The sequence below is a fragment of the Paenibacillus sp. genome (genome assembly GCF_031177825.1).
Taxonomy (GTDB): Bacteria; Bacillota; Bacilli; order Paenibacillales; family YIM-B00363; genus Paenibacillus_AE.
Genome location: NZ_JAPSKE010000027.1, coordinates 1 through 24,593 on the forward strand (window position 1 = coordinate 1; position 24,593 = coordinate 24,593).

General features: G+C 56.0%; 19 protein-coding genes. 15 read left to right on the forward strand and 4 right to left on the reverse strand.

The features are described 5' to 3' along the window. The 3 genes from RIN49_RS23040 to namA all read left to right on the forward strand — a co-directional run. Positions 1–2,282 (forward strand): InlB B-repeat-containing protein (locus RIN49_RS23040; protein WP_309122498.1); only part of this gene is annotated, 2,282 nt, incomplete at its 5' end. A 275-nt stretch (positions 2,283–2,557) separates the two neighbouring features. Then, on the forward strand, positions 2,558–3,259 hold the full coding sequence (locus RIN49_RS23045; protein WP_309122499.1) for a VOC family protein: 702 nt from the start codon (positions 2,558–2,560) through the stop codon (positions 3,257–3,259). A 305-nt stretch (positions 3,260–3,564) separates the two neighbouring features. Further along, positions 3,565–4,632 carry an NADPH dehydrogenase NamA gene (namA, locus tag RIN49_RS23050; RefSeq protein WP_309122500.1) on the forward strand — a complete coding sequence of 356 codons (1,068 nt, stop codon included), beginning with the start codon at positions 3,565–3,567 and terminating at the stop codon, positions 4,630–4,632. 90 nt (positions 4,633–4,722) lie between these two features. On the opposite strand, the gene RIN49_RS23055 is transcribed toward namA, so the two are convergent. Next, positions 4,723–5,259, reverse strand: coding sequence for an HPP family protein (locus RIN49_RS23055; protein ID WP_309122501.1), 537 nt, complete (start codon positions 5,257–5,259; stop codon positions 4,723–4,725). Between the two features lie 199 nt (positions 5,260–5,458). On the opposite strand from RIN49_RS23055, the gene RIN49_RS23060 reads away from it, so the two are divergent. From RIN49_RS23060 to RIN49_RS23100, 8 genes are all read left to right on the forward strand, one after another. Continuing rightward, positions 5,459–6,418 carry a GntR family transcriptional regulator gene (locus RIN49_RS23060; protein ID WP_309122502.1) on the forward strand — a complete coding sequence of 320 codons (960 nt, stop codon included), beginning with the start codon at positions 5,459–5,461 and terminating at the stop codon, positions 6,416–6,418. Between the two features lie 14 nt (positions 6,419–6,432). Continuing rightward, positions 6,433–7,050 (forward strand): CGNR zinc finger domain-containing protein, encoded by a 618-nt coding sequence (locus RIN49_RS23065; RefSeq protein WP_309122503.1) that lies wholly within the window; start codon positions 6,433–6,435, stop codon positions 7,048–7,050. A 142-nt stretch (positions 7,051–7,192) separates the two neighbouring features. Then, entirely contained in the window at positions 7,193–8,104 is a 912-nt protein-coding gene (locus RIN49_RS23070) for a pyridoxamine 5'-phosphate oxidase family protein (RefSeq protein WP_309122504.1), read from the forward strand. 30 nt (positions 8,105–8,134) lie between these two features. Continuing rightward, positions 8,135–8,503, forward strand: coding sequence for a hypothetical protein (locus RIN49_RS23075; protein ID WP_309122505.1), 369 nt, complete (start codon positions 8,135–8,137; stop codon positions 8,501–8,503). A gap of 343 nt (positions 8,504–8,846) precedes the next feature. Continuing rightward, entirely contained in the window at positions 8,847–10,145 is a 1,299-nt protein-coding gene (locus RIN49_RS23085; RefSeq protein ID WP_309122506.1) for a spore germination protein, read from the forward strand. Then, positions 10,142–11,224: a GerAB/ArcD/ProY family transporter gene (locus RIN49_RS23090; RefSeq protein WP_309122507.1), complete on the forward strand. Its 1,083-nt coding sequence runs from the start codon at positions 10,142–10,144 to the stop codon at positions 11,222–11,224. Before RIN49_RS23085 ends, RIN49_RS23090 begins: the two co-directional genes overlap by 4 nt. Continuing rightward, complete coding sequence (locus tag RIN49_RS23095) at positions 11,221–12,294, forward strand: Ger(x)C family spore germination protein (RefSeq protein ID WP_309122508.1); 1,074 nt, start codon at positions 11,221–11,223, stop codon at positions 12,292–12,294. Before RIN49_RS23090 ends, RIN49_RS23095 begins: the two co-directional genes overlap by 4 nt. A gap of 202 nt (positions 12,295–12,496) precedes the next feature. Next, entirely contained in the window at positions 12,497–13,159 is a 663-nt protein-coding gene (locus tag RIN49_RS23100) for a rhamnogalacturonan acetylesterase (protein ID WP_309122509.1), read from the forward strand. 79 nt (positions 13,160–13,238) lie between these two features. Here RIN49_RS23100 and RIN49_RS23105 read toward each other — a convergent pair whose 3' ends face one another. Further along, positions 13,239–13,943: a GDSL-type esterase/lipase family protein gene (locus tag RIN49_RS23105; RefSeq protein ID WP_309122510.1), complete on the reverse strand. Its 705-nt coding sequence runs from the start codon at positions 13,941–13,943 to the stop codon at positions 13,239–13,241. Between the two features lie 326 nt (positions 13,944–14,269). Between RIN49_RS23105 and RIN49_RS23110 the strand changes: the two genes are divergently transcribed. Together RIN49_RS23110 and RIN49_RS23115 are read left to right on the forward strand one after the other, a co-directional pair. Beyond that, positions 14,270–16,462, forward strand: a complete 2,193-nt coding sequence (locus tag RIN49_RS23110; protein ID WP_309122511.1) for an ABC transporter ATP-binding protein — start codon at positions 14,270–14,272, stop codon at positions 16,460–16,462. Further along, entirely contained in the window at positions 16,462–16,959 is a 498-nt protein-coding gene (locus RIN49_RS23115) for a DUF1854 domain-containing protein (protein WP_309122512.1), read from the forward strand. The genes RIN49_RS23110 and RIN49_RS23115 overlap by 1 nt, the downstream gene beginning before the upstream one ends. A gap of 56 nt (positions 16,960–17,015) precedes the next feature. Here RIN49_RS23115 and RIN49_RS23120 read toward each other — a convergent pair whose 3' ends face one another. Beyond that, entirely contained in the window at positions 17,016–18,830 is a 1,815-nt protein-coding gene (locus RIN49_RS23120) for a glycoside hydrolase family 43 protein (RefSeq protein ID WP_309122513.1), read from the reverse strand. A gap of 157 nt (positions 18,831–18,987) precedes the next feature. Then, positions 18,988–19,791 (reverse strand): helix-turn-helix transcriptional regulator, encoded by an 804-nt coding sequence (locus tag RIN49_RS23125; RefSeq protein ID WP_309122514.1) that lies wholly within the window; start codon positions 19,789–19,791, stop codon positions 18,988–18,990. 362 nt (positions 19,792–20,153) lie between these two features. On the opposite strand from RIN49_RS23125, the gene RIN49_RS23130 reads away from it, so the two are divergent. Continuing rightward, positions 20,154–22,952, forward strand: a complete 2,799-nt coding sequence (locus tag RIN49_RS23130; protein ID WP_309122515.1) for a beta-galactosidase — start codon at positions 20,154–20,156, stop codon at positions 22,950–22,952. A gap of 278 nt (positions 22,953–23,230) precedes the next feature. Then, complete coding sequence (locus tag RIN49_RS23135; protein WP_309122516.1) at positions 23,231–24,562, forward strand: glycoside hydrolase family 30 protein; 1,332 nt, start codon at positions 23,231–23,233, stop codon at positions 24,560–24,562. Positions 24,563–24,593 lie beyond the last annotated feature (31 nt).

Sequence of the window (24,593 nt, forward strand, 5' to 3'; positions counted from 1 at the left end):
CGGTAGAGAGCCAGCAGGTGCCGTATCACGGAACGGCGAGCGAACCGCCCGCACCGACGAAAACGGGGCACACGTTCGATGGATGGTACACCGACAGCGCGAGAACGACGGCGTATAACTTCGCTGCGCCGGTAACCGGGAACGTGACGCTGTACGCGAAGTGGACCGTGAACGAGTACACCGTAGATTTCAATACGGACGGCGGCAGCGCGGTGGAGAGCCACCAGGTGCCGTATCACGGAACGGCGAGCGAACCGACTGCACCGACGAAAACGGGGCACACGTTCGACGGGTGGTACACGGACAGCGCGAGAACGACGGCGTATAACTTCGCTGCGCCGGTAACCGGGAACGTGACGCTGTACGCGAAGTGGACCGTGAACGAGTACACCATTGATTTCGATACGGACGGCGGCAGCACGGTAGAGAGCCAGCAGGTGCCGTATCGCGGAACGGCGAGCGAACCGCCCGCACCGACGAAAACGGGGCACACGTTCGATGGATGGTACACCGACAGCGGAAGAACGGCGGCGTATGACTTCGCCACGCCGGTGACGGGGAACGTGACGCTGTACGCAAAGTGGACCGTGAACGAGTACACCATTGATTTCGATACGGACGGCGGCAGCACGGTAGAGAGCCAGCAGGTGCCGTATCACGGAACGGCGAGCGAACCGCCCGCACCGACGAAAACGGGGCACACGTTCGATGGATGGTACACCGACAGCGGAAGAACGGCGGCGTATGACTTCGCCACGCCGGTGACGGGGAACGTGACGCTGTACGCAAAGTGGACCGTGAACGAGTATACCATTGATTTCGATACGGACGGCGGCAGCACGGTAGAGAACCAGCAGGTGCCGTATCACGGAACGGCTATCGAACCGGCGACGCCGATTAAATCGGGTTACACGTTCGACGGGTGGTTTTCGGACAGCGCGAGAACAACAGCCTATCAGTTTCACACGCCGGTGACCGATAATCTAAAAATATACGCCAAATGGTCTCTCCGTTCCGACACCTCTTCGCCGCCCGCCGCGCCGGTAGACGAGACGCCGAGTACGCCGAGTACGCCGGGAGGTGCGGTTTCCCAAGCCGATCCGGAGCCTCCGATCCAAGTCGAACCGGAGGCGTTTGAAACCGAAGACGGGCGGAACGGCGTGCGTCTTCGGTTCGGCGAGGAGCAGGTCAGGGATATATTCATCAACGCAGGTAACCGGTTGAAGACGGTCGAGGTCCCCGGAACGGAACCTGTAATTCAAGTGGAGTTTCCGAGCGAGTTACTCAAGGAGCTTGCATCCGCTCAACCCGATGCGGTCATTGAGGTCAAGGCGCGGGGAGCGGCCTATCGCGTCCCGGTAAGCTTGTTGGCCGGTACGAACGCGAGCGGTCCGGTCGCAGTACGCATCGCCCAAGGCAGTCCAGGCGCAACGAGACAGCTGAATGAATCGGCCGAGGGACGCGGGCTCCGGGTAGTTACGTCCGAACCGGTCGAGTTTGAACTAAGCGTCGGGGGCGCGATGATGACAGACTTTAACGGTGTGTATGTGGAACGAACCATATCGCTGCGGGAAGAACCGAATCCGGACGAAATGACGGCGATTTGGTTGGATGAGAGGGGAGTGCCCCATTTTGTTCCGTCCCGATTTTCGACCCAAGACGGCCTTTCCGTCGTGACGATTTTTTCGCCGCATAACAGCGTCTACGCCGTGGTCGAGTCGCAGAATCGTTTTCAAGATATGGAAAACCATTGGGCTCGAGAAGAGGTGGAGCTCCTTGCCAATAAGCTGGTCGTGAACGGCACCGCCGACGGCATCTACAACCCCGATGTCCGAATTACTCGCGGGGAGTTTGTCGGAATGTTGGTTCGCTCCCTTGGGCTGATGCAAGAAGGGCAGGCATCCTTCACGGATGTCGGCTCCGACGATTGGTTTGCGAGTTCGGCTGCGGCGGCTTACCGCGCCGGAATCGTGTCCGGCTATGAAGACGGCTCCTTCCGGCCCCATGCTTATGTCACCCGCGAACAGATGGCGGTCATGATCTTGCGTGCGGTCGAATTTACCGGTCAACGTCTCCCCGAAGCGAAGTCGACCGCGTTGGGCGCGTTCGCCGATCGAACGGAAATTGCGCAGTGGGCGGCGGACGCCGTCGATCAAGCATGGTCGGCCGGACTGATGAGAGGGACCGCCGAAGGGGTGTTCGCGCCGAAGGAGCAAACGACGCGGGCGGAATGCGCGGTCATATTGAAACGAGTAATGGAATATGTAGGATTTATTGATTAACCGAACATCAGGGACGCCTAATTCGGCTACGGAAAAACGCTTGCCAATACGCAGGCGTTTCAGATTGCAGAAAAACTCCTCTGTTTCCAACATGGAACTCAGGAGTTTTTCTTGCTTTCGGACTGCGAAGCGCAAGAATGTAGCAAATCGTGGTTTTGAAGCACCTGCCCTCAGTGCCTTCTCCGGGTTGAAGGAGTAAAAGACCAAAACAATAGTTTGGATAATTTTGGGTTCCAATGTTTTAATTATATTGTACAAATACATTGGAGGTGACGATGAATGGTATGACGATTCGCGACGAATCTTGGCAAGGAAGCGTGACTGGAAGCGCGGATAACGCAAGATTCAGCAGTTCACAACGAAAAGCAGCGAAAAGGAGAATGGAGCATATGCTAAGCAAAAAAACGAATAATGCCGATGTTATCGGCTACTGTTGCATGAGAATTCCAGTATCGGATTTGAAAAAATCGGTAGATTTTTATTGCAATGGATTGGGTTACGAATTGAATTCGGCGGATTATCAGTTTGGAGAAGCGCATGTCGCATTGAAAAACGGAAATGGCCCGGGTATCTTTTTGATGGAAACCAAACCGGAAAATGTCACACAATTGAAGTTTGTATTTCCTCGTTCATTCTTTATCACAAGCGGCACGGGGCACGTGACGATGGTTGAGATGTTAACGAATGATTTGCTGGCTTTGCATGAACGGATTCAACAAGCTGGAGCGCATATCGATAAAGAACCTGTATTTACTAATGATTTCGGTTATTTCACCTTTTATGACCCGGATGGGCACTATATTCGTGCGGTCGAAGAAAGAGGCGTGTATTTCGAATTAAAACAAAGAATGAGTTCAACGCTTGAACGGGAACTGACCGAGCATGAGGATCGATTGATAAGGGGGTTATGCGAAAAGACGAGCGTGGAACAGCAAAAATTTCTCAGCTCCCTCATCTCGGAAATTCGAGGTTCTTAAGCAGGAGTCACAAAAATCACACAAACTCTTACAAGCGGATCCAGGCAGAAGCCAGAGGAAGGGACTTACGGGAATACCAGCGCAACCCTTCTGCCTCGATCACGCGCCCCTCTTATCCACAATGGCGAAGCAGCCCTCCTGGTTGACAACTTGAGTATATTACCTGTGCGGGAACCGAAGTCTCCGCAAGTGAATGAACCCTCCTTTATTTTTAAATCATTCCCCCAAATAAAACAATGAAATAAAAGGAAACATGAGAAAATACCGCGATTTCGTTATGTTTCTATAAGGGTTAATTTTATAAAATGGAAACGGAAGCAACAAACAACAACGAAGGAGGCTACCAGGTGTCAATCTTGTTCAGTCCGTTCACAATTCGCGGGATGACGTTAAAGAATCGGATTATGATGTCGCCGATGGGAACGGTGGCGGCCGACGAGCATGGCTGTTTGTCGGAGTGGCAGTTTATCCATTACGGCGCCCGAGCGGTAGGTCAAGCGGGTTTAATTATAATCGAGGTGACGGCGGTCGAAGAGAGAGGCGCCGATCCCGGCTCGCTAGGACTCTGGAACGACAGTCAAATGGATAAACTATCAGAACTCATTCGCATCATCAAGCGTCAAGGAGCCAAGGTCGGCGTTCAGCTCGGCCACGCCGGCCGAAAGAAAGAGACGGGACTGGGGCTGTCCTCCTCCGGTCTGCCGTTCAGGGGCAGGCGCACGGAAGCTCTAAATGTAGCAGGTATTCTGGAAATCGTAAAGGCGTTCGGTCGAGCGGCATATCGAGCGAAGCAAGCCGGCGTCGACGTCATCGAACTCCATGCCGCGCATGGCTATTTAATAAATGATTTCCTTTCGCCTCTAACGAACGTACGCGAAGACCATTATGGAGGGAGCCATGAAAATCGGTATCGGTTCCTCGGTGAAATCATTGACAGCGTGCGGGAAGTATGGGAAGGGCCCCTCTTCGTAAGGGTATCGGCCAATGAGTATGAAGAAGGCGGGAACGGAATCGAGGATCATCTTATTTTCGCATCTTATATGAAAAAACAGGGGGTCGACCTGATTGACGCCAGCAGCGGCGGCGTTACCGATCGAAAGCCGGAAGTGTTTCCCGGCTATCAAGTGAGATATGCACAAGCAATCCGGCAGCAGGGGCAACTGCCTACCGCGGCGGTGGGGTTAATCACGACAGGGAAGCAAGCCGAGGACATATTGCGCGAAGGCAGTGCCGACCTTATCGCCGTCGGACGAGCCCTGATGCGGGATCCGTATTGGCCGCGGACCGCAGCCGAGCAGCTTGGCGAGACGATCCCGGAACCTAATTCTTACCGTGGACTGTGGTTCCCGAGGGGATATACCGAGGGGGGCTAACGAACCCCGAAGAAGCCGGACTACATTGTAGTTCCGGCACGCGGTCTTTGCTCTGGTGTGCGCAGCTCCGCACTTCGCAGACGCTCTCCCTTACGCCCAGAAGGTAGGGTATTTGCGTCGTTGATCCAAATTGTTAATTACCAACGCTGTCAGCACGATCGCTAAGGAGCCGGCGAGAACGGGAGTCAATAAGAATAGCCAAGGGCTGCCCTCCATAATGACGACGATCGGATCCGCCCCCGCCGGCGGGTGCGTCGTGCGAGTCAAGTGCATGAGCGCGACGGACAGTCCAACCGCCAACGCGATAACCCAGGGATCATTCCCGAAGAGCTTCAGTAAAATTAACCCGACGAAGGTGGAGAGCAAATGCCCTCCGACGATGTTCCTTGGTTGGGAGAGCGGTGCATCCCACACGCCGAAGGCTAACACGCAGCTGGCTCCGAAAGGCGCCATCATCCATGCGGATTGCGTTGCATCGGTGAGCCACGCCAGAAGACCGATCGCCGTGAAACCGCCCAAGAAGCCGATCAAGGCAGTGCGTGGAGCGACGGAGAGCGGATTCCTCCCATTCCCCTTCATTTTAGAAAAATACTTCGCAACCTTGTTCTCCAACATGTTGAAACCCATTCCCCCCCCCCCTATAAATAACCATATAAATATGATTGAAATGCTAATGAATTGGTTATTTAAGATATTATTAGGTTTGTAATTCGACGTCAACCTATATTTTGGCGAAGCAGGCATTCGAGCCGGCACGGTTTCCATGACCTAACGGCTGCGGTATAATTTATATATACTTTCCTACCAAAAATTTTGGGGGATTTCGATGATAAAAGGCTATGTTCTGCAAGCGGACCCCGAATTTGCGTATGGCTTGAATTTGCAAATCAAGGAGCAGCTAAAGTGGCTCATCGGAGTCGGAGCGATCGGACCCGGCGAGCTGCTCCCTCCTGCGCAACAGCTGGCGGACCAGCTAGGCGTGAACCGCAACACAGTAACCCTTGTTTACACGCAGTTGCGCGACGAAGGCCTCGTATCGATCAAGAAGGGGCGGGGGACGCAAGTCGCAGAAGGAACGGCGACGGACCGATTGCGGGAGTCGCGAGGTTCGATGTACGAAATGTTGAATCGGATAGCCGAGGATGCGGCCGCTGACGGCAACGACTTGAACGAGTTGATCGTTGCGTCGTTTGCCTTCGTTCAGTTATTCCGTCGCAAAGACGTGCACAAAAAGAAAATCCTTTTTATCGAATGCCGCGAGCACGACTATCCGTTCTACCGAAGTCAAGTCGAGCAATGCTCGGGCGGGGAACTCGTAAGCGTGTTTTTAGAGGATATCGCAAGCAACCCTCGGGTCTTAGAGGAGGCTGCGAAGCAAGCGCAATTGGCCGTTACAACTTTGAATCATGCCGAAGAGGTAAGAAAGTTGCTTTCCGACAAACCGCTGCGGCTTGTGACCATTGGAGCGACGGCCGATATATCCGTGCTGCTCGATATCGCAAAAATCGAGGCGGGAAGCAAGATCGCTTTCGTTTGCCTGGGGAAGCGGGGGGGACAGTGGATGGCGGAAAGGGTGGAGGCTGCCGGAATCCGTCATTTCGATATTTCCGCTGCGGGTACCGATGACAAAGAGGGACTTTGGGAAGCTATAAGGGAGTCAAACCGGGTTTTCGCATCCTCGGCGGTATTCGACGAACTCAAGGTTCTAGCGCCGGACAAGGTTTCCTTGTTCCCGCTTGTTTTGGAGAGGAGCAGCGAGGAATTCATCAGAGAAGCGGCCAAGTAAGGAGTTGTGCACACATGCCAAAGAAAATAGCCCCGACCTTTTATTTTATCGGGAATCATCCCGTTATCGATTTTGTAAATACGGTAATTCCGATAGACGGAAAGCTTGTCGATTTGTTGGGAAGCCTTGCGGAACTGTTGGATTGGATGGTAATAGCAGGCTTCCTGCGCAAAGACGAAGCGGCGGACTACGTCCGTAAGTGGGAAGGAGGGAGCGAGGAAACGGAAGTTCTGGAGACCGCCCGAACATTGCGTAATGGACTGGCGGAATTGTTGGGAGCGGACAAAGCGGGACACGACGGTTCCGATGGGATCGAAACGGTCAATCGATTGCTGAAGGAAAGGATCGTAACGACAAGGCTCCTTCGTCGGAGCGATGGCGGCTTTATCGCCGAACGGCGGACGTTGATGCGAACCCCCCTCGAGCTATTGGTCCCGATCGCGGAAGCGGCGGTCGATTTCTTTAGCCGATGCGATTCGGGATTGGTGAAGAAATGCGAAAATCCGGATTGCGTTCTTCGATTTTACGATCAAAGCCGAAACGCAACGCGACGTTGGTGCAGTCAGAAAACTTGCGGGAATCGGATGAAAGTGGCGGCTTTCATGGAACGGCGGAGACAACAACGAGAATAAGAATTGGCTGCACCCTGGATGATCATCCAGGTTTTTTTTGTTTTGTTTTTATTAATACCCAAAAACAATGTTTGCATATTAAATAAACGAGTGTATAATACCCTTATCGGAGGAATGGGGGTTAAAAAGGGGGTGAAACTAAATGGACGATGTATATCATGCGGGGGAGTTGAAGGTTCAAGAGATGGCCGGCGTACGGATCGTCGCCCAACGAAACGGCGCGTCGGTTAAACCTACCATCGTAAAAGGTGCGTCCGCTTTTCTTCGAACGCAACCCCTTATTGTGGCCTCATCCGTCGACAAGGAAGGAAGAGTGTGGAGTTCTCTCCTTACGGGACCGCCGGGGTTTATCGAGCCCGTATCCGAAACGACGTTAACGATCTCGTCCAAACCCGCCGCGAACGATCCGATGTTGGAGAATGTCGATATGAACCCGCAAATCGGTTTATTGGCGATCGACTTCATGCGCAGAATCCGTCTTCGGATAAACGGTAAGGGGAGATACGACGATACGGGAAAACTATGGGTTACGACGGAGCAAGTGTACGGGAACTGCCCGAAGTACATACAGAAGCGTTCGCCGAAGCCGATCGGCGGTTACCACAGATCTCTTAGTTCCTCTCGCCGAAGGCACAGCCTCGATTCAGAACAACAGGAATGGATTCGCAAGAGCGACACGTTCTTCATCGGCAGCGTCAGTTCGGAAGGGAAAGCGGACGCTTCTCACCGAGGGGGGAATCCCGGATTCGTAAAAGTGGTCGATGTAAAGACGTTATTGTTTCCTGACTATTTCGGGAATTCCATGTTTAATACGTTAGGAAATATACACAGCAACCCTAACTCCGGACTATTATTTTTAGATTTCAAGAGCGGCCACTCGCTTCAACTCACCGGTCGGTCGCATATCGTTTGGGACCCTATCGAGATTTCACGGTTTTCCGGGGCGGAAAGACTGGTTCGGTTCGAGGTCGACGAAGTCGTATATACCGAGAACGGCAGCCCGTGGCAATGGGATTTCGATGAGTTTTCTCCGGCGAATCCGACGTTGAATTAACTATTGAAGGATATAGGAGGATGAAACTTTATGGCGGTGTCTAACAAGTTTGTTTTTATTATTCAGGCGAATCAACAGGATGTAGGGAAAGCCGTTCACGGCCTGCTTTACGGCAAGGAGCTCTACGACGAGGGGTTCGAGGTCGAAATCGTGTTCGATGGCGCCGGCACGCAATGGCCTGATGAGTTGAGCAAGGCGAACCACCCGTTTCATCCGTTATACAAACAAGTCTTGCAAGCGGGACTGATCAAGGGCGGGTGCCAGGCATGTTCCGGATTTTTCGAAACGGAAACCGAAATGAAAGAGGCGGGGGTTCCGACCGTGGGGAATCACAAAACCGGGGGGCATCTTCCGTTCGCTCAGTATGTGAAAGACGGTTATTTTCCGATCGTTTTATAGGAATGTATAGGGGACGAAAAAGTTCGTCTTCATCTCGCACAAACTGGATTCTCGAATACGCAAGGACTCGAAGGCGCTAGGTACGGCTGGGGGAATTGGTTCGGCGAGTTTGAAAAGGTGTTGTAACCTCGCGAGACGACGGAATCCTATCCGTTCGTCTCTTTTGTTTTACGACGCTTATTTACTTTCGCTATGGCTCGGGAGTGGCGCTCGCATGCTTCTTGAGGTTCTTCGCGCGCCTTTATGCTTGATATGACTTCCTTAGCGATAGACCATGCGCGGCCAGAATACAAATCCATCTATTGGCAATCCTAAGCAAAAATCTTTTCGCGAGGGACTGTCTATGACCACGGAACAACAACAGCGCTTCATCGACGCTGTCTCGCGCCGATTCGCAGACTGCGGCGATTATGCGAACGAAGCTCGGCAGTCGCCGCGGGGACCGTTGCAGCTCTTATACCTGAATAGTATTGTAGACCCGGCCAGTCTGTCTGAAACTATAGAAGCCTACCTCTCGGGAGCCGCGGAAGACAAAGACGTCTCCGTGTCGGACGCCGTCGATGCTCTCCTCTCGGGTAAGATGATTCTTGCGGAGCGTAGCGGAATCGCCATTCTGTCGCCGAGCGCGCGCCGGTTGCAGCGTACCGTCGGAACGCCGCAGAGCGAAACGTCGCTGTTGGGGGCGGCGGATGCGTTCACCGAGGCGCTGAACGCGAATGTCGGGCTGCTCCGAATCCATGCGCGGTCGCCTGATCTCGTCGTCCGCCAGTTAGAGACGGGGACGCGGCGCAAGCGAACGGTCGCAATCTGCTTCCTGCGGTATACAGAAGACAGCGAGGCGATCGCTCGCGAGATCGAGCGCGAACTGAACGAGCCGGGAGGTTTGGAAATCGAGCATTTACAGTCGTTAACCGCCCGTTTGCGGCAACGCAGCTGGAGTCCGGTGCCGCCCTGCCTCTCGACGGAACAGCCCGAACAAGCCGCGGCACTCCTCTTGGAAGGCCGCGTCGTCCTACTCGTCGATCAGTTGCCGTTCGCGGTTGTGGTCCCATCGCTGGTAACCGATATGTGGAACATCTATTCCGATCGCAATTACGCGAAGTCCGTCATGATCGCGGTTCGCGGGATGCGCATTTTAGGCATCATGGTAACGCTACTGGCACCCGGTCTTTACGTCGCTTTGGTGAGCGTCAATCCGGAGCTGTTCCGTATCGATATTGCGCTCTCGGTGGCGAAGAGCCGGGAAGGCGTACCTTACCCAGCGATCGTCGAGATGTTGATGATGCTCATCGTCAGCGAGATGATCGTCGCCGCCAGCGTAAGACTGCCCAAGAGCATCGGTCCGACGATCACGATGGTAGGCGGCATTATTTTGGGACAGGCGGCCGTCCAAGCGGAACTCGTCAGCAATCTGCTGCTCATCGTGCTATCCGCGACGATAATCGCGAATTTTACCGTGGTCGGATTGCAGCATGCATACATGCTGCGACTCTTTAAGTATGGGGGTGTCCTGCTCGGTTCCATCTACGGCGTCATGGGCCTCATCTCGGGACTCGCATGGCTGCTCCTATATTTCGGAGGGATTCACTCGTTCCAAGTTCCTTATCTCGGCTTGCGCCCGCGCCGGGAGGAACGGATATGAGCGGCGCGGCGCGACTCGCATCCGTCTTCTTCGCGGTACACTTAAGCATGCTCTTCTACTTGTACCCGGAGAACGTCATCGGTATGTCTCATTTCGGGCAATGGGCTCCGATCCTTGCGGGGTATGCGATAGAGCTCGTGTTTCTCCTCTTCTACTTATCGGGGTTGTCCGCGTTTCCCAGGGAAGACGTGGCGGACATTTTGTCTCGTTGGGGCGTCTGGGCCGCTCGACTGCTGCTGCTTCCTTTGCTGACGTATTTCTTTACGAGTCTGGTACTGTTGAACCGAAGCCATGCGGAGATTGCGGCGATTTTATTTCTGCCGAATACGCCAATCTGGGCGCTGCAGCTGCTAATGCTCGTCATTCCGTTACGGGCGGCGGCGGTCGGTTTCGCTTCGGTGCAGCGAGGCGCGATCGCGATCCTGCTGTTCGTCGCACCCTTAATCGCCTTCTCGTTGGCGTCTTGTTTTCAGAATGCGAATTTGAATTACCTCTTTCCGCTCCAGGCCGATGGGTTGTTCTGGCGGAAGGAATTATTTCTCTCTGTATTGATCCCCCATTCGGGGTTTCTGTTCCTTGGTATGACGGGGACCGTCTGTAATTTCGCTTCGCGCCCGCTGCGTCGAGCATTGTTCCTAGCGATGGGGGGGTTACTGCCGTTCTATTTCCTCGTCGCATACCTTCCGATTCTCATACTTGACCCGGGCAACGCGGCGCAGTTTCAATTTCCGCTCCCGGCCGCGCTGGATACCGTCAATCTGGAATGGCTGATGTTCGATCGGATCACCATGTTTTACGTCGTCGCGACGATCGTATTAATATACGTGTACTCTGCGGTGCTGTTCTGGTGTTCGACGAGGCTGGTGTCGAAGTTGTATTGGCCATGGTCTCCGAAGCCGCTGCTGTTCGGGATCGCCGCAGCGGTGTACGTTTCGTGTTTGGCGATACCGGATTGGTATACGTTCGACGTCTTGTCGCACTGGAATGCGCCGTTACGGTTATACGGGATCGCTTGTATTCCTGTGCTGGCGTTCGCGGTCGCGATCACGAACAAGCGCGTGAGGAGGACGATCAATTGAAGATTCGGTTGCGAACGGCGGCGATCCTTGCGGCTTTCGCGCTGATTTTGAGTGGCTGCTGGGATTCGAAATCGATCGATAATCGGCTGCTGCCGGTAATTATGGGAGTGGATCGGATTCCGGGACGAGACGGTTATATCGTAAGTTTGCGCATTCCCGACCCGAAGAGCGGCGAGTTCCACGCCATTCGGGCCGAAGCGAAGACAATCAGCGAAGCGTTGGATCAGATCCGAATGAACGAGGAACGAAGCATCGACGTGCTGCACCTTACGCTTATCCTCCTGGGCCGAGAGCTCGCGGAGGAAGGGGTGACAGACGTGTTAGTATACGCGATGCGAGCGCGGGAAATCAAATCCAAGGCGTTTCTGGTCATCACCGAAGGTACCGCTTACGAGATGATCGGCGGTCAGAAGAACGTCCGCAAGGAGAGCGGTAAGCAGATGCTCGACCTGTTCAGCAGGGATGGCGGTTGGACACCCTACGTTGCGCTAACGTCCGTATGGGAAGGGTACCGCGACGCGCATTCCAATACGGCGGACATGGCGCTCCCGATAATAGAACTTGGTGACAACACGCTCTTTCACATCGTCGGCTCCGCGGCGTTCCGGGACGGGCGCATCGCGGAGATCATTTCGCCGGAGGAGACGTTCCTGTATAACTTGTACCGTAATCGCTTCAAAGGCGCGATTGTCGAAGTGACGGACTCCGCCAGCTTGCAAATCGTCGGTGCGAACGTCTCGAATCGGACGTCGTGGAAGGGGGACACGCCGAAATTAGAAAGCACCCTGCGCCTTAAGACCATTGTCATGGAGGCCAACGAAGGGGCGGCGCAATCGACGGAGAAAATCCGCAAGGATTTGGAGAGGATGCTGAACCGACGATTCCGGGAACTAATGGTGAAGTTGCAGCGCAACCGTTCCGATATTTTAATGACGGGGGTTATTTTCCGAAACAAGCTAAGTCCCGATCAGATCGAGAAATGGGAAGAACGGTATTACCCGAAGTTGGACTTCGACATACGCGTACAAGTCGACGTCCGCAACACCGGAAATTTGAAGATGCCACAGTAACTGAACGGATGAATGTTTGCCCATATCCGCTGGATCGTCTCGGTATTTCATGGATTTCGCAGGATAGGCATCTACTATGCCTACGATCGGACAGCCTTACGCCCGTCGCGATGACAGCGCTTGCCACAGACATCCAGTTTACAGGTATAATAGGGGAAGAAGTACATTTTCGACAGTTCTCTATAATAGGCGGTGTACGAACATGAGGGAACAAATCATTTATTTGGCGGGGGATTCCACCTGTGCGACATATCCTCCGGAACAGGCGCCGATGCAGGGGTGGGGGGCCAGACTCCATCGATTTCTTCCCGCCGACGTCCGGGTCGTCAACGAAGCGACATGCGGCAGGAGCTCTAAGAGCTTTATCGAAGAGGGCAGGTTGGAACGCATTTTGCAGCGGATTCAACCCGGAGACTTCTTATTCATTCAATTCGGTCATAACGACGGCAAGGAAGACGAGGCAAGGCATACGAGTCCTTGGAGTACGTACCCCCGGTATTTGCGGCAATATATCGATGGAGCTAGAGGGAAGGGGGCTCGGCCCGTCCTAATTTCACCGATTTGCCGAAGGCATTTCGACATCGACGGTTTGCTGCTCCACACGCATGGCGAATATCCTCGGTCGATGGAAGCGTTGGCCGCACAAGAGAAGGTTCCTTTCATCGATTTACACGGAAGAACCGCCGTCGCCTTTAAAGAGATGGGGGACGCTGCATCGAGGGAGTGGTTGACATGGCTGCGACCGGGCGAGCATCCGAATTATCCGGAAGGGATCGAGGATAACACGCATCTCAACGAACGGGGCGCGGAGGCCGTCGCGCGTATGGCGGCCGATGCGATCGACGCGCTGCAACTGATCCTATAGCGTGGAAGGCATGGCCTGCCTTCCACGACCGGGAATCATGCCCTTGGGCGCTAAACAGTGGTTCTGCGATTTTCTCGGTTCACCGGCGCAGGAGCGGACGCAATGCGTTGGCCCAGCAGCGGTACCCGCGTTCTGTCAAATGACAAAAATCAGGTGCCGTCTGTTCGGACAACGTTCCGTCGGACTCAAGGAGCTGCGGGCCTATATCCACGAACGCATACCGACGTTCCGCGGCCAACTCGGCGTAAAGGGCATTCATCTCGGCAATTCGCTTACGGCGCGGGTGATCCGGGTGTTGCTCGCGGGGGAATACAGCCATGATAATGATATTCGCTTGGGGCGCTAAAGCTTCGACTCGGTCGCAAATCGCACGCAAGCCTTCCGCAACTTCCTCCGGTCGATTCGCCCGGGCGTTCGCTGTCTCGCTTGTATTGTTGGTCCCAATCAGAATCACAACCGTCCTTGGCTGAAGACCGTTCATCTCCCCATGATCAAGCCGCCAAAGCACATTTTGGGTCCGATCCCAACCGAAGCCCATATTGAGCACCCGATAGGACGAGAATACCGAGTTCCACGCTTCGGGAGCGCCTAGGATGCTTTCCGTCCGAGGTTCGCCTCCCCAGAAATGAGTAATCGAATCACCGATCAGGACGATTTCGGGGTTTATCTCTACCTGCTTCCGAAGCACGTCTTCATGCCGCTTCCACCAATCGTAACAATCTTCCTCCAGCTTGGGAACTGGGATCGTCGCCGTATTGACGGCGGCTTCGCGATGGTTCTTCAACGTCCTAACCTCCACGGATTGAAAAATGGTACCTCACATCCCCATAGTAAACGGTGCGGTACGGAAACTCCAGTTGTGCGCGACTGCTCCCGTATACAACATAGGAATCATTACCCCGAACAAGTCCTTGACAAACAAGGGCTTTATTTATTTAGGAAGCATATGCGGCTTCTTGCGAAGGCGAAATAGGGCTGCAACGGCTCCCCAATTTATCAATAAAATGATAGGTTGTCACAGAGGAAAGTAAGCGCTATACTTTCTTTGTTGTGGAACAAAATACCAAATTGCCAAATGATAGAAACGCTCAACAGATTGGGGGGATACCTGTGTCGATCCAGGATCAACTACCGGAGCATCTCCGGAAGCAACTCACAGGCGAACCGCTGTTCAGCGCCAAGACGGACCTTCTGCACGACGGACGATTCGGCTTGCAGTGGATCGCCGTTACCCGCAGCGACATCGCGATCTGGCCGGAGGAAGGTCCGGCAACGATGCGATTGCCGATCGCGGAGCTGAAGGACGCGAGAGCCGTCGGCGGAATCGGCGGCGGTACGCTGCTCGCCGACACGGAAGACGGCCCGGTCGTGATCGCCCGCTACACGGCCGCCCTGACGTCGGTCTTCACTTTCGCCGCGAAGCTGCTGGGAGCGCTCGCGAAGAAGGAGGAGCTGCCGGTCGCCTCGGAGCGCGACTTCCCGCGGTATTGCCCGACTTGCGGCAATCCGCTCGGCGAAGGCACGCAGGTGTGCCATCAATGCTTGAACAACGGCAAGGTCGCCGGCCGAATGCTGCGTTACGCCAAGCCATACAAACTCCAATTGGCCTTAGCGGCTTGTATGCTGGTAGGGACGACGTTGGTGGAACTGGTGCCGCCGTATCTGACGAAGATCATGATCGACGATGTGCTGCAGGCGAACAGCCCGGGTTCTACCCTGCTTCTCGTCATTTCCGGGTTGGGTCTTACGATGCTGCTGATGAGCGCGATGCAGACGGTGAGAGGCTTCATCGGCGTATGGGTCGGCTCCAAGCTGATGGGCGATCTGCGCAAGGACGTTTACGGGGCGCTGATGCGACTGTCGCTAGGCTTCTTCGACCGCCGGCAGACGTCGCAGTTCATCGGGCGCGTCAACAACGATGCGGAATCGATGCGCCAATTCATGACGGACGGCGTCGTCTTCGTCTGCGGCGAGTCGATGCGGATCGTCGCCATTTTCATCATTATGTTCACGTTGGATTGGAAGCTGTCCCTGTTCGCGCTGCTGCCGATGCCGGTCATGGTGGCGGTGTCGATGACGATCTGGCCGAAGATCGGGCGCCGCTGGTATCAGCAATGGCGGTCGATCTTCCGGCTCAACACGCTGGTCGGCGATTCGCTGCAGGGCATTCGCGTGGTCAAGGCGTTCGGTCGGGAGAGGGAGGAGATGTCCCGTTATGCCGACGCCAACGTCGATGTCGTTCGGTACAACATCCGGATGGAAGGGCTTTGGCAATTCATGTTTCCGGCGTTCAACCTGATCGCGGGCGTCGGTACGCTCCTGATCTGGTACAGCGGGGGCAACAAGGTGTTGGCCGGCGAGATGCAGCTGGGGGTGCTGATGGCGCTTGTCGCGTATCTCGGCATGCTGTTCGGTCCGCTGCAATGGGTCAGCCAGATGATCAACTGGGCCAGCAATGCGATGGCCGCCGCGCATCGGGTGTTCGAAATTATGGATACCCCGGCGGAAGTGCCCGACGTGCGCGAGCCGATGCCGCTCGGCGTGATTAAGGGCGATGTCGTCTTCGAAAATGTGACCTACGGGTACGAGAAACACCACCCGGTTTTAAAAGATATCGATCTGCAGGTAAAGGCCGGAGAGATGATCGGTCTGGTCGGTCATTCGGGGGCCGGCAAGTCGACCTTCATTAATCTCATATGCAGATTTTACGACACGGACGAGGGGGACATTCGCATCGACGGCGTCCCGATCCGCAGCATCGGCCAGTCCGATCTCAGAAGGCAAATCGGCGTCGTCCTGCAGGAGACGTTCCTGTTCGACGGCTCGATCGCGGACAATATCGCTTATTCCAAGTCCGACGCGACGCCGGAGGATATTATGCGGGCGGCCAAGATCGCCAATGCGCATGATTTCATCGTCAGGCTGCCCGACGGCTACGACACGCGCGTCGGAGAGCGAGGACATAAGCTGTCCGGGGGCGAGAAGCAGCGCGTGGCGATCGCTCGAGCCATTATCCACGATCCGCGCATTCTGATTCTCGACGAGGCGACCGCTTCCGTCGACACGGAGACGGAGCGGCAAATTCAGGAGGCGATATCTAGGCTGGTGCGAGGGAGAACGACGTTCGCGATCGCGCATCGGCTGTCCACGCTCCGCAACGCGGACCGTCTGGTCGTATTGGAACGCGGGAAGATCGTCGAGGTCGGTACGCACGAGCAGCTTCTCGAGAAGGAGAACGGCGTCTATCGCAAGCTGGTCGACGCGCAGAAGGAGCTGTCCAAAATCAAGGGGGTAGAGGGCTGATGGCGGAAAGCTTCGACATCCGAATCTTAGGGCCGAACGACACGTATTTCAGCCGCGGCAAGGGCGGGGTGCTCCAAGGCGTCGTTGACGGCAAGCCGTTTGACGAGCTTGTCGTCTACCGGGCGTTCCCGTTCCGGTACGCAACGGAGTATATTTCGGTACGCGATGCCAAGGGAGAGGAGCTCGGCATCGTGCGCGATATCGCGGAGTTGAACGAGGAGAGCGTCGCCGAGCTGACGAAGGAGCTTCAGCTTCGGTACTTCCTGCCGAAGGTGACGCGCGTCGACAGCGTGAAATTCAAGTCCGATCTCTGGTTATGGGAGCTGCAGACGCATCTAGGGCCGACCCGGATGGCGATGCGAAATCTTCACGAGCACCTGCAGTATCCCGGCGACGGTCGGGTCGTGCTGACCGATCTGGGCGGCAAGCGCTGCGAGATTACCGACTGGCGGTCGCTCGACTCGCACAGCCGAAGGCAGCTGGAGGAAGTGTTGTAACATGGAAGAAGCCTGTTGACCGAGTAGGTCGACAGGCTTCTTGCGTGTATACACAGTTACAGCCGTACCGGCTGCAACAGTCCGTCCTCGCCGAAGGCGAGAGGGTCCACGCAAATTTCGCGGTGATAGCCTTTACCTTCCGGGAACCGGGTCAGCGGCGTGACGAATCGGTGATAAGCGATCCAATACGTATCGGCGCCGGGTTCGCGGAGAATCGAATGATGACCGGTACCGAGCATATCCTTTTCCTCGCATTTCGTAAGGATCGGGTATAGGTACGTGACCGGACCGTATAGATGTTCCGCTGTGCCGTAGTTCACGTGATAATTCTCGCTGCCGGTATCGTCGCAGGACCAAGTGAAGTGATACAGACCGCCGCGCTTCAGAACGGCGACCGCTTCTCGGAAGTCGTGCAGGCCGGCAAGGTTTTTCATAGTCTCTTCCTTAACGCACAACATATCCTCGGCAAGCTGTACGATGGCGGCGTGTCCGTTGCCGAACAGCAAATAAGCCGTGCCGTCCTCCTCGAAAAAGACGGACGGATCGATGGTCTGACCCATGGCGATTCCGAGACGTCTCGTCTGATCCATCGTAATGAGCGGCTTCGGCATCGCGCGGAACGGACCCGCCGGTCGCTCGGCGATCGCAACGCCGATGGCGCTTTCGCCGTTCGGCTGCTTGCCGCAGAAATAGTAGAAGTACTTCCCGTCTTTGGCGGCGATCGCCGGAGCCCATGCGCTGCCGACGGCCCATGGCACATCGTCGGACGCAAGATCCAAGATCACGCCCTCGTCCTTCCAATGGCGGAGGTCCGCCGAAGAGAACGCTCGGAATCGCGTGCCCGACCAGCCCTCGAAGCCGTCCGTCGTGGGATACAGGTAGTAGCGGTCGCCGAACTTCGCGAGATCCGGGTCGGCGAATTGCCCGGGAAGCGCCTGATGACCGTCGCCGAACGCCGCCAGGAGGCGGCCGCATTCCTCCGCCGTGATCGGCAGGACGCCGCCGTGTCGTTTCTTCGTTCGACCTAAGTCGAAGGCCTCGTCCGGCAGCATTCGGAATTCGCCGCCGTCAAGGTCGGAGGTGAGCAAGGGCAAATAACCTTTGCCTTCCGCGAACCGATCCACGATGAGGCACCATTCCTCGCGCCCGTTAAGCTTGTAAATTTGCGGTCCTTCCACGCCGAACAATTGCTCCAACGCCGGAACGCGCAGAGGGGCGAACGCATCTTTTGCCAGCGAGGCGCCTTTTTCGACCCGGATCGTTTTCGTCGTTTCATCCTTGGAGAAGCGGTAGTAAGCGCCGTTATGAGCGATGATCGTCGTGTCGATAATATGGTTGTCCCGTTCGATATATTTCTCCGGCGCTGTAAAGCTGCGGAAATCCTTCGTGCGCGCGCTATAAATTTTATGTTTCCGCTCTTGTTCGTGCGGCTCCCGCGTCGAGGAAGCCCAGAACACCAAGAAGTCGCCGGACGCTTCGTCGTATACCGCTTCCGGCGCCCAGACGCAGCCGGCTCCCGGTACGCCGACCGTGACGGCCCAGGGCGAAGACCAATGCACCAGGTCGGCGGATTCCCATACGACGATGTCGCGGCTTCCCGCCTCGACGGCGGCGCCCCAGCCCTTGCCGTTCGCGATGCGGAGATCCGTGGCGATCAGATAAAACTTGGCTTCCTTGGGCGAGCGGACGAGGAACGGATCCCGCACGCCTCTCTCCCCCAGCTCCGACCGCAGCACCGGCAGGCCAGCGTTCAAGTCCTTCCAATGCAAGCCGTCTTCGCTGTAGGAGAAATACACCTGCTCTCCGTCCGGCTGTTCCCCGATAAAATGGACCAAAAGATAACCGAAATCATTCTCATCAAGCGATAACATCCGAATCCTCCTGACGGCGTTGAAGACGCATGGTGCCTTCCCGCTTGCTTCAAGCACGATAAAATTGCTGTTCCATGTAACCATCATAGGAGATTTCCAGGCTTGTTTTCCACAACAATAATGAGCGATCGTAGCACAAAATTGCTGCCGTCTCCCGTTAATCGAAAAAGAGCTTGCTGAATGGCAAACGATTGTCGGCGATGCGAAATTCGCCGGGGGTTTGGCCGGTAAGCTTCTTAAACACCTTGATATAATAGCTTCCCGTGGAATAACCGACCTCGGATGCGATTCGATCGACGCTCCAATCGGTCGTGCGCAGCAGCTCCACAGACTTCTCGATTCGCCTTCGGTTGACGTAGTCGTTAGGGGTGAGGCCGACATGACGCGTAAACATGCGCAAGAAGTGAAACTTGGATACCCCGAGACGCGCGGCGAGCTCCTCCTGTCCGACCATGCGGTGGAAGGACTCATCCAGAAACCGAACGGCGTCTTGTACGAGCGCCGGCCGCTGCGTTCGGGGTTGGCCGCTCGCCGACGAAGCGCGTCGCAGTTCCATCGCGAATCGATAGACGTAAGAAGAGGCGATATAAGGGTCCGTAATTTTACCGCGATGAGCCGCAAGGAACAACTCCTTCAGCGCCTGAACCGGAGCGCTTCCCGCTTCGAGGAAAGGCGCGGGGCCGAGCAAGGAGACAATATCCTCCCACAGCGGCGCGATCATCGCGGGGCGGACCAACACGAAATAAAACTCCCACGGTACGCCGTTGCCGGGATGATAGTATCGGTGGTCGCCGGGGATTTCAGCTAGGAACGCCCGTCCGTCGTGGATTCGGTAGGCGGCAGTTCCGTTTTCGAACAGCCCTTCGCCTTGCACCGTATATTGAAACAGCAAAAGAGGTCCGTCCGTGCGCGCCTGACCGTCCCAATGGTAAGAGGGATCGTCGATCGATTCATGTCCCACCGCATACAAGCCGCATAACGGTTGTCGGGGGACTTCGTGGAAACGGAAACCGTAAATGCCGAACGGAGTATCGGGCCTCATGCTCTCCCCCATTTGCCAGCAGGATGTCACTCGAACATTCAATATCCATCGTAACATACGAGCGAGGCGCGGGGGAGAGGATACGAGCGATGACCGCGATATGAAAAAATACCCAACGAGCATATTGACAGATTCCGAAAACGGGGTTTAGAATATGCCTAACGACGATGAAACCCCTTACATTTGACGAAGGTTTGCGATTGCATTTCACTCGTTCTTTTTTTTGCCACAGAATGAAACCCGTTACATGTAACGGGTTCCACAACACGGAGGGGGATCGCATGGAATCGACCGCTTCGGCCTTGTCGCCCGTACGTTTGGCTTCGAACGCGTTTCGCATTCACGGGAAATCGGAAATCTTGCTTTGCGCGTCGCTGTTTTACTTCCGGATTCCGAGGGCGCTCTGGCGCGAGCGAATGATGCAGTTGAAGTCGTACGGCTATAACTGCATCGACGTGTACTTCCCTTGGAACTACCATGAGCCGCAAGAAGGAGTCTGGGACTTCGACGGCGAGAAAGACATTGCGGCTTTCTTGCGAACGGCGAAGGAGGTCGGCTTGTGGGTCGTCGCCAGACCCGGACCCTATATTTGCTCGGAATGGGACGGCGGAGGCATCCCGGCGTACCTCTATCCGATCGATGGCATGAAACTAAGAGACAACAACCCTGCATTCTTGAACGCAACGTCGAAGTGGTTCGATCGAGTGCTCCCCGTGTTGCGAACGTTCCAGGCCGGCGCGGACGGCACGATCGTCTGCGTGCAGCTCGACAATGAATTAGACTTCTATGGATGCGCCGATCCGAACGGGTATATCTCCGCTTTGCGGGATATGGCGCATCGTCACGGCATCGCGGTGCCGCTGATCGCTTGCGCAGGGCAGGGCGGATTGGTAGAAGCTTCGGGTCTCGCGGACGGCGTCGTGCCGACGTGCAATTTTTACCCGAACGATCGCGACCCCGCGTTCGAGGATAAGGTGTCCCGTTACCGGAAGCTGCTTGAAGGCATGGGGCTCCCGTTGCTCGTGACGGAGACGAATCGTTCCCACTTCTTGCTTAGAAGGTTGTTGTCTTGCGGAGGGAAGCTGCTGGGGCCGTACCTGCAAGCGTCCGGTACGGATTTCGGTTTTACGAACGCGACCAATAACTGGGGGAAGCCGCTCGCGTTCCTCACCTCGGATTACGATTTCGGCGGAATGATTTCCCCCGAAGGGCATATCCGCCCGGAAGCGTACGAGGGTAAGCTGCTGGCCAGAATCATAACGGCGTACGGCACATCGTTAGCGGAGGCCGAACCTGCGGCGAAGGACGCCGTCCGGTCCGTCGCGTCGCCGAAGGATGCGATCGCAGGCTGTCATGCGTTGAAGCTCCGGGACGGAGGCTATCTCGGATTCGTCTCCCATATCGGGGAGGCGGCGGCGGAGGTGTCGTTCGAAGCGAACGGCATTCGGGTACCGCGGAGAACGAAGCTCATCATGAACCGTTGGCGTTCCCTGGCGCTGCCGTTCGGCGTTCCGCTTCGAACTTGGGGCGCCCAAGGCACGCTCCTGTACGCAACGGCCGAACTCTTCCACTGCCGGCGCACCGACTCGAACATTTTGCTCGCGTTCCATACGGAAGGCGAAGGGGAGATCGGTCTTCGAATCGACGGAGCGACGTTGCTGGACGCGGCGAATACGTCCGTAACCCAAGACGGCGGAACGATCACGCTGTCGTTCGCCTCGGGCGAGCTCGCATTCTGCAAGCTTCAGCTGCCGGAAGGGCGAGCGCTCGAGATCGTCGGCATGGATCGCGCGAAAGCGCTTCTGATGGAGGAGCTCGCCGAAGACGGCGCGATCCGATTCGCAGAGCGCATCGAGTATCCGAAGGAAGCCGTCGAGCTATCGATCCCGTGGTCGCTCTCCCCCGTACCGGCCTACGAACCGCCGACAGGCGGCGATGTCGTAACGGCCTCCAAGGCGGACTACCTGGAAACTTTCGGGATTTACCGGGGGTTCGCTTGGTACGAGACGACATTCGATCCGACGCCCGAAGCGGCGCCTCAAGGAATTCTCGTACAGAACGGAAGCGACGTCATCTCCTTGTATCGAGGGAAGGAATATGTAGCGACGGTCGTACCGGGCGGGGCGAGCCGATACGTTCCGATCGGGGCGAGCGAGGCGGGAGAAAAAATATCGGCAAGAGTCGAAATCTGGGGTCATAGCAATTTCGACGATATTCGGCTCCCGTCCCTCAGGCTGCACGCGATGAAAGGGTTGACGGGACTCGTGTCGGTCATCGGAGTCACCGACCTATCTCGAAACTGGCGGGTAACATCCGTAACCGATCGAACGGTCCGAGACGATCTAGCGAGTCCGACGGCGGACGACGCGCTATGGCCGGTCGTAGGGTTCGGGGGTTGGTTATCGGAGCGCCGGCCGGCGCTCGAGTATTATCGCAACGAATTCCAGGCGGCGAGTCGGGCGGATTCATGGACGCTTCGCTTCGAAGACCTGCAAGCGCTCGCCCGCGTATTCGTGAACGGGGAAGAGGCGGGAGAAGCCGCCCCTTCGAATCCATACGTGGACATCAGTCCGTTCGTTCGTCCGGGGGAGTCGGTGCAGCTCACGGTGTTCGTAGAGAGATATCCGGGTTTGTCGGCCGGCAAAGCGACGCTCTACGAAGGCGTATCCGCCAAAGCGTGGCGCATTTCCTCCTGCGGAGAGGGACAGCTTTGGGCGAATGCTCGGTCGGCTCGAGGCGAAGCGCGGACGGAGCTTCCGATCGACATGAACGCGGGCGAGACGGCCTGGCTGCTAGGCGAGATCGGAGATTCGAACGGAGGGAAAGGGTGGAGAGTTCGAGCCAAGGGCGCGAATCTCAAATTGTCGGTTTGGTTCAACGGTCATCTGGTAGGCCGCTTATGGCTGCAAGGCAGCCGCGCGCGCCCCGCGTTCACGGGCGGGAATCAGGAATCGTTCTATCTGCCGGGTCCATGGTTCCGGGAAGAGCGAGCCGAGGCGACCCGGTTGGCCGTTCTGCTTGAGGCGCTGGATGGTGAGACGCCTTCCCGGCTAGAAGACTTATCGTTCATCCCTGTGTAAGACGGCGAGACGGAATAATGCAATGACGGAGAAAAACGCGAATGGACGCTTCCGGGAGCGGATCGTAAAGTCAATTCATGTAAGCGCTTTATGTAACCCATTACATGAAATAGGTTTCATCATTGGGAAGGGGCGTCCGGGTGAGATATTCGAGGAAACGATCCGCTATTTCTCTAGGCATCGTCGGTTTGGCGGCGTGTACCGCCGCAATCTCTTTCCTTGCGGCGACCCCGAACTCGAAATTCGATTCCGGAGAGAGCGGCGAAGGGAGTCAAGTCGTGGGCGAAAACATTAGGTTGGATTACGACAACGTACATCAACAGATCGACGGGTTCGGGGCATCCGGCGCCTGGTGGGCGCAAGACGTCGGCGGATGGGATAACCTCGACGACATCATGGATTTGTTGTATGACGACCAGGAAGGGATCGGGCTCGATATTTACCGATACAACATCGGGGCCGGCAAGCCGACGATCGCGAGCGATCCTTGGCGTACGACGGAGACGCTCGAAGTGTCGCCAGGGGTATACGACCTGAACAGGGATAAGAACGCGGTCCATGCCATGAGAGAGGCGGCGAAGCGCGGCGCGGACGTCGTGCTGTTCGCCAACAGCCCTCCGGCGAGGCTTACGGTGTCGGGGTACACCTCGGGAGAACCGAACGGAAAGTCGAACCTTCCGCCGGAGAACGAAGAAGCGTTCGCCAAGTATCTCGTGGATATTACGGAGTTGTTCGTGAAGGAAGGATTGCCGGTCAAGTACCTAAGTCCGATCAACGAACCGCAGTGGGAATGGAAGAGCGGGCAGGAAGGCTGCCATTACGAGCCGGAGCAAGTGATCAGCCTGTCTCGAAAAGTAGCGCTGGAGCTCGAGAAAAGAAAGCTTCCCGTAAAGCTGCTTATCGCCGAGTCCGGCGCATGGAACGATCCTGAATACACCCTCACGATGTACAAGAGGATCATGAGCGACGACGTACTCTCGAAAGCCATTGACGCTTATGCGGTTCATTCGTATTGGTCGAGCGCGAAGGATAAGGAGATCGCGGCGGAATATTTTTCGCAATTCGACGACTTGCTCCCGCTGCACCAGACCGAATGGTGCGAGATGCTGAACGGCAACGCCGCAAGCATGGAAGCCGCCCTTGTGCTGGCGAGAACGATCCACGAGGATATGACCATCTTATCGGTGTCTACTTGGGAACAATGGCTGGCGGTCGCCAAAGGGGATTACCGGGATGCCCTCGTATACGTAGACCCGGAAACCCGAAAGTTCGGAGCCGCCAAGCGGATGTGGAGCTTCGGCAATTATTCCAAATTCATCAAGCCGGGCTATCGCCGGATCGAAGCGGCAAGCGAAGCCGACGATGTGCTCGTCTCCGCATATGCCAGCCCGAAACGAGACGAAACCGTGATCGTGGCCGTCAACGCGACGAAACGAGCGAAGCCGATCGCATTCGAAAACCTAAAGGGCGGCAAAACGGAAATCTACGAGACGTCGGAGAAATCCGATCTTGCCTTGGTGAAGGAGGTGAACCGACTGGAGAACTATGAACTGCCGCCGGAGTCGGTTACGACGTTCGTGATTCGAGGAGGTACGTTCAGCTTCCTGTAAGGCCAGGGGCTGTATACATATCAAAAACTAA

Coding starts and splice junctions, on each gene's coding strand:
- RIN49_RS23045 (WP_309122499.1), top strand. CDS start 2,558: ATGAATGGTATGACGATTCGCGACGAATCTTGGCAAGGAAGCGTGACT.
- namA (WP_309122500.1), top strand. CDS start 3,565: ATGGAAACGGAAGCAACAAACAACAACGAAGGAGGCTACCAGGTGTCA.
- RIN49_RS23055 (WP_309122501.1), bottom strand. CDS start 5,259: ATGGGTTTCAACATGTTGGAGAACAAGGTTGCGAAGTATTTTTCTAAA.
- RIN49_RS23060 (WP_309122502.1), top strand. CDS start 5,459: ATGATAAAAGGCTATGTTCTGCAAGCGGACCCCGAATTTGCGTATGGC.
- RIN49_RS23065 (WP_309122503.1), top strand. CDS start 6,433: ATGCCAAAGAAAATAGCCCCGACCTTTTATTTTATCGGGAATCATCCC.
- RIN49_RS23070 (WP_309122504.1), top strand. CDS start 7,193: ATGGACGATGTATATCATGCGGGGGAGTTGAAGGTTCAAGAGATGGCC.
- RIN49_RS23075 (WP_309122505.1), top strand. CDS start 8,135: ATGGCGGTGTCTAACAAGTTTGTTTTTATTATTCAGGCGAATCAACAG.
- RIN49_RS23085 (WP_309122506.1), top strand. CDS start 8,847: ATGACCACGGAACAACAACAGCGCTTCATCGACGCTGTCTCGCGCCGA.
- RIN49_RS23090 (WP_309122507.1), top strand. CDS start 10,142: ATGAGCGGCGCGGCGCGACTCGCATCCGTCTTCTTCGCGGTACACTTA.
- RIN49_RS23100 (WP_309122509.1), top strand. CDS start 12,497: ATGAGGGAACAAATCATTTATTTGGCGGGGGATTCCACCTGTGCGACA.
- RIN49_RS23115 (WP_309122512.1), top strand. CDS start 16,462: ATGGCGGAAAGCTTCGACATCCGAATCTTAGGGCCGAACGACACGTAT.
- RIN49_RS23120 (WP_309122513.1), bottom strand. CDS start 18,830: ATGTTATCGCTTGATGAGAATGATTTCGGTTATCTTTTGGTCCATTTT.
- RIN49_RS23130 (WP_309122515.1), top strand. CDS start 20,154: ATGGAATCGACCGCTTCGGCCTTGTCGCCCGTACGTTTGGCTTCGAAC.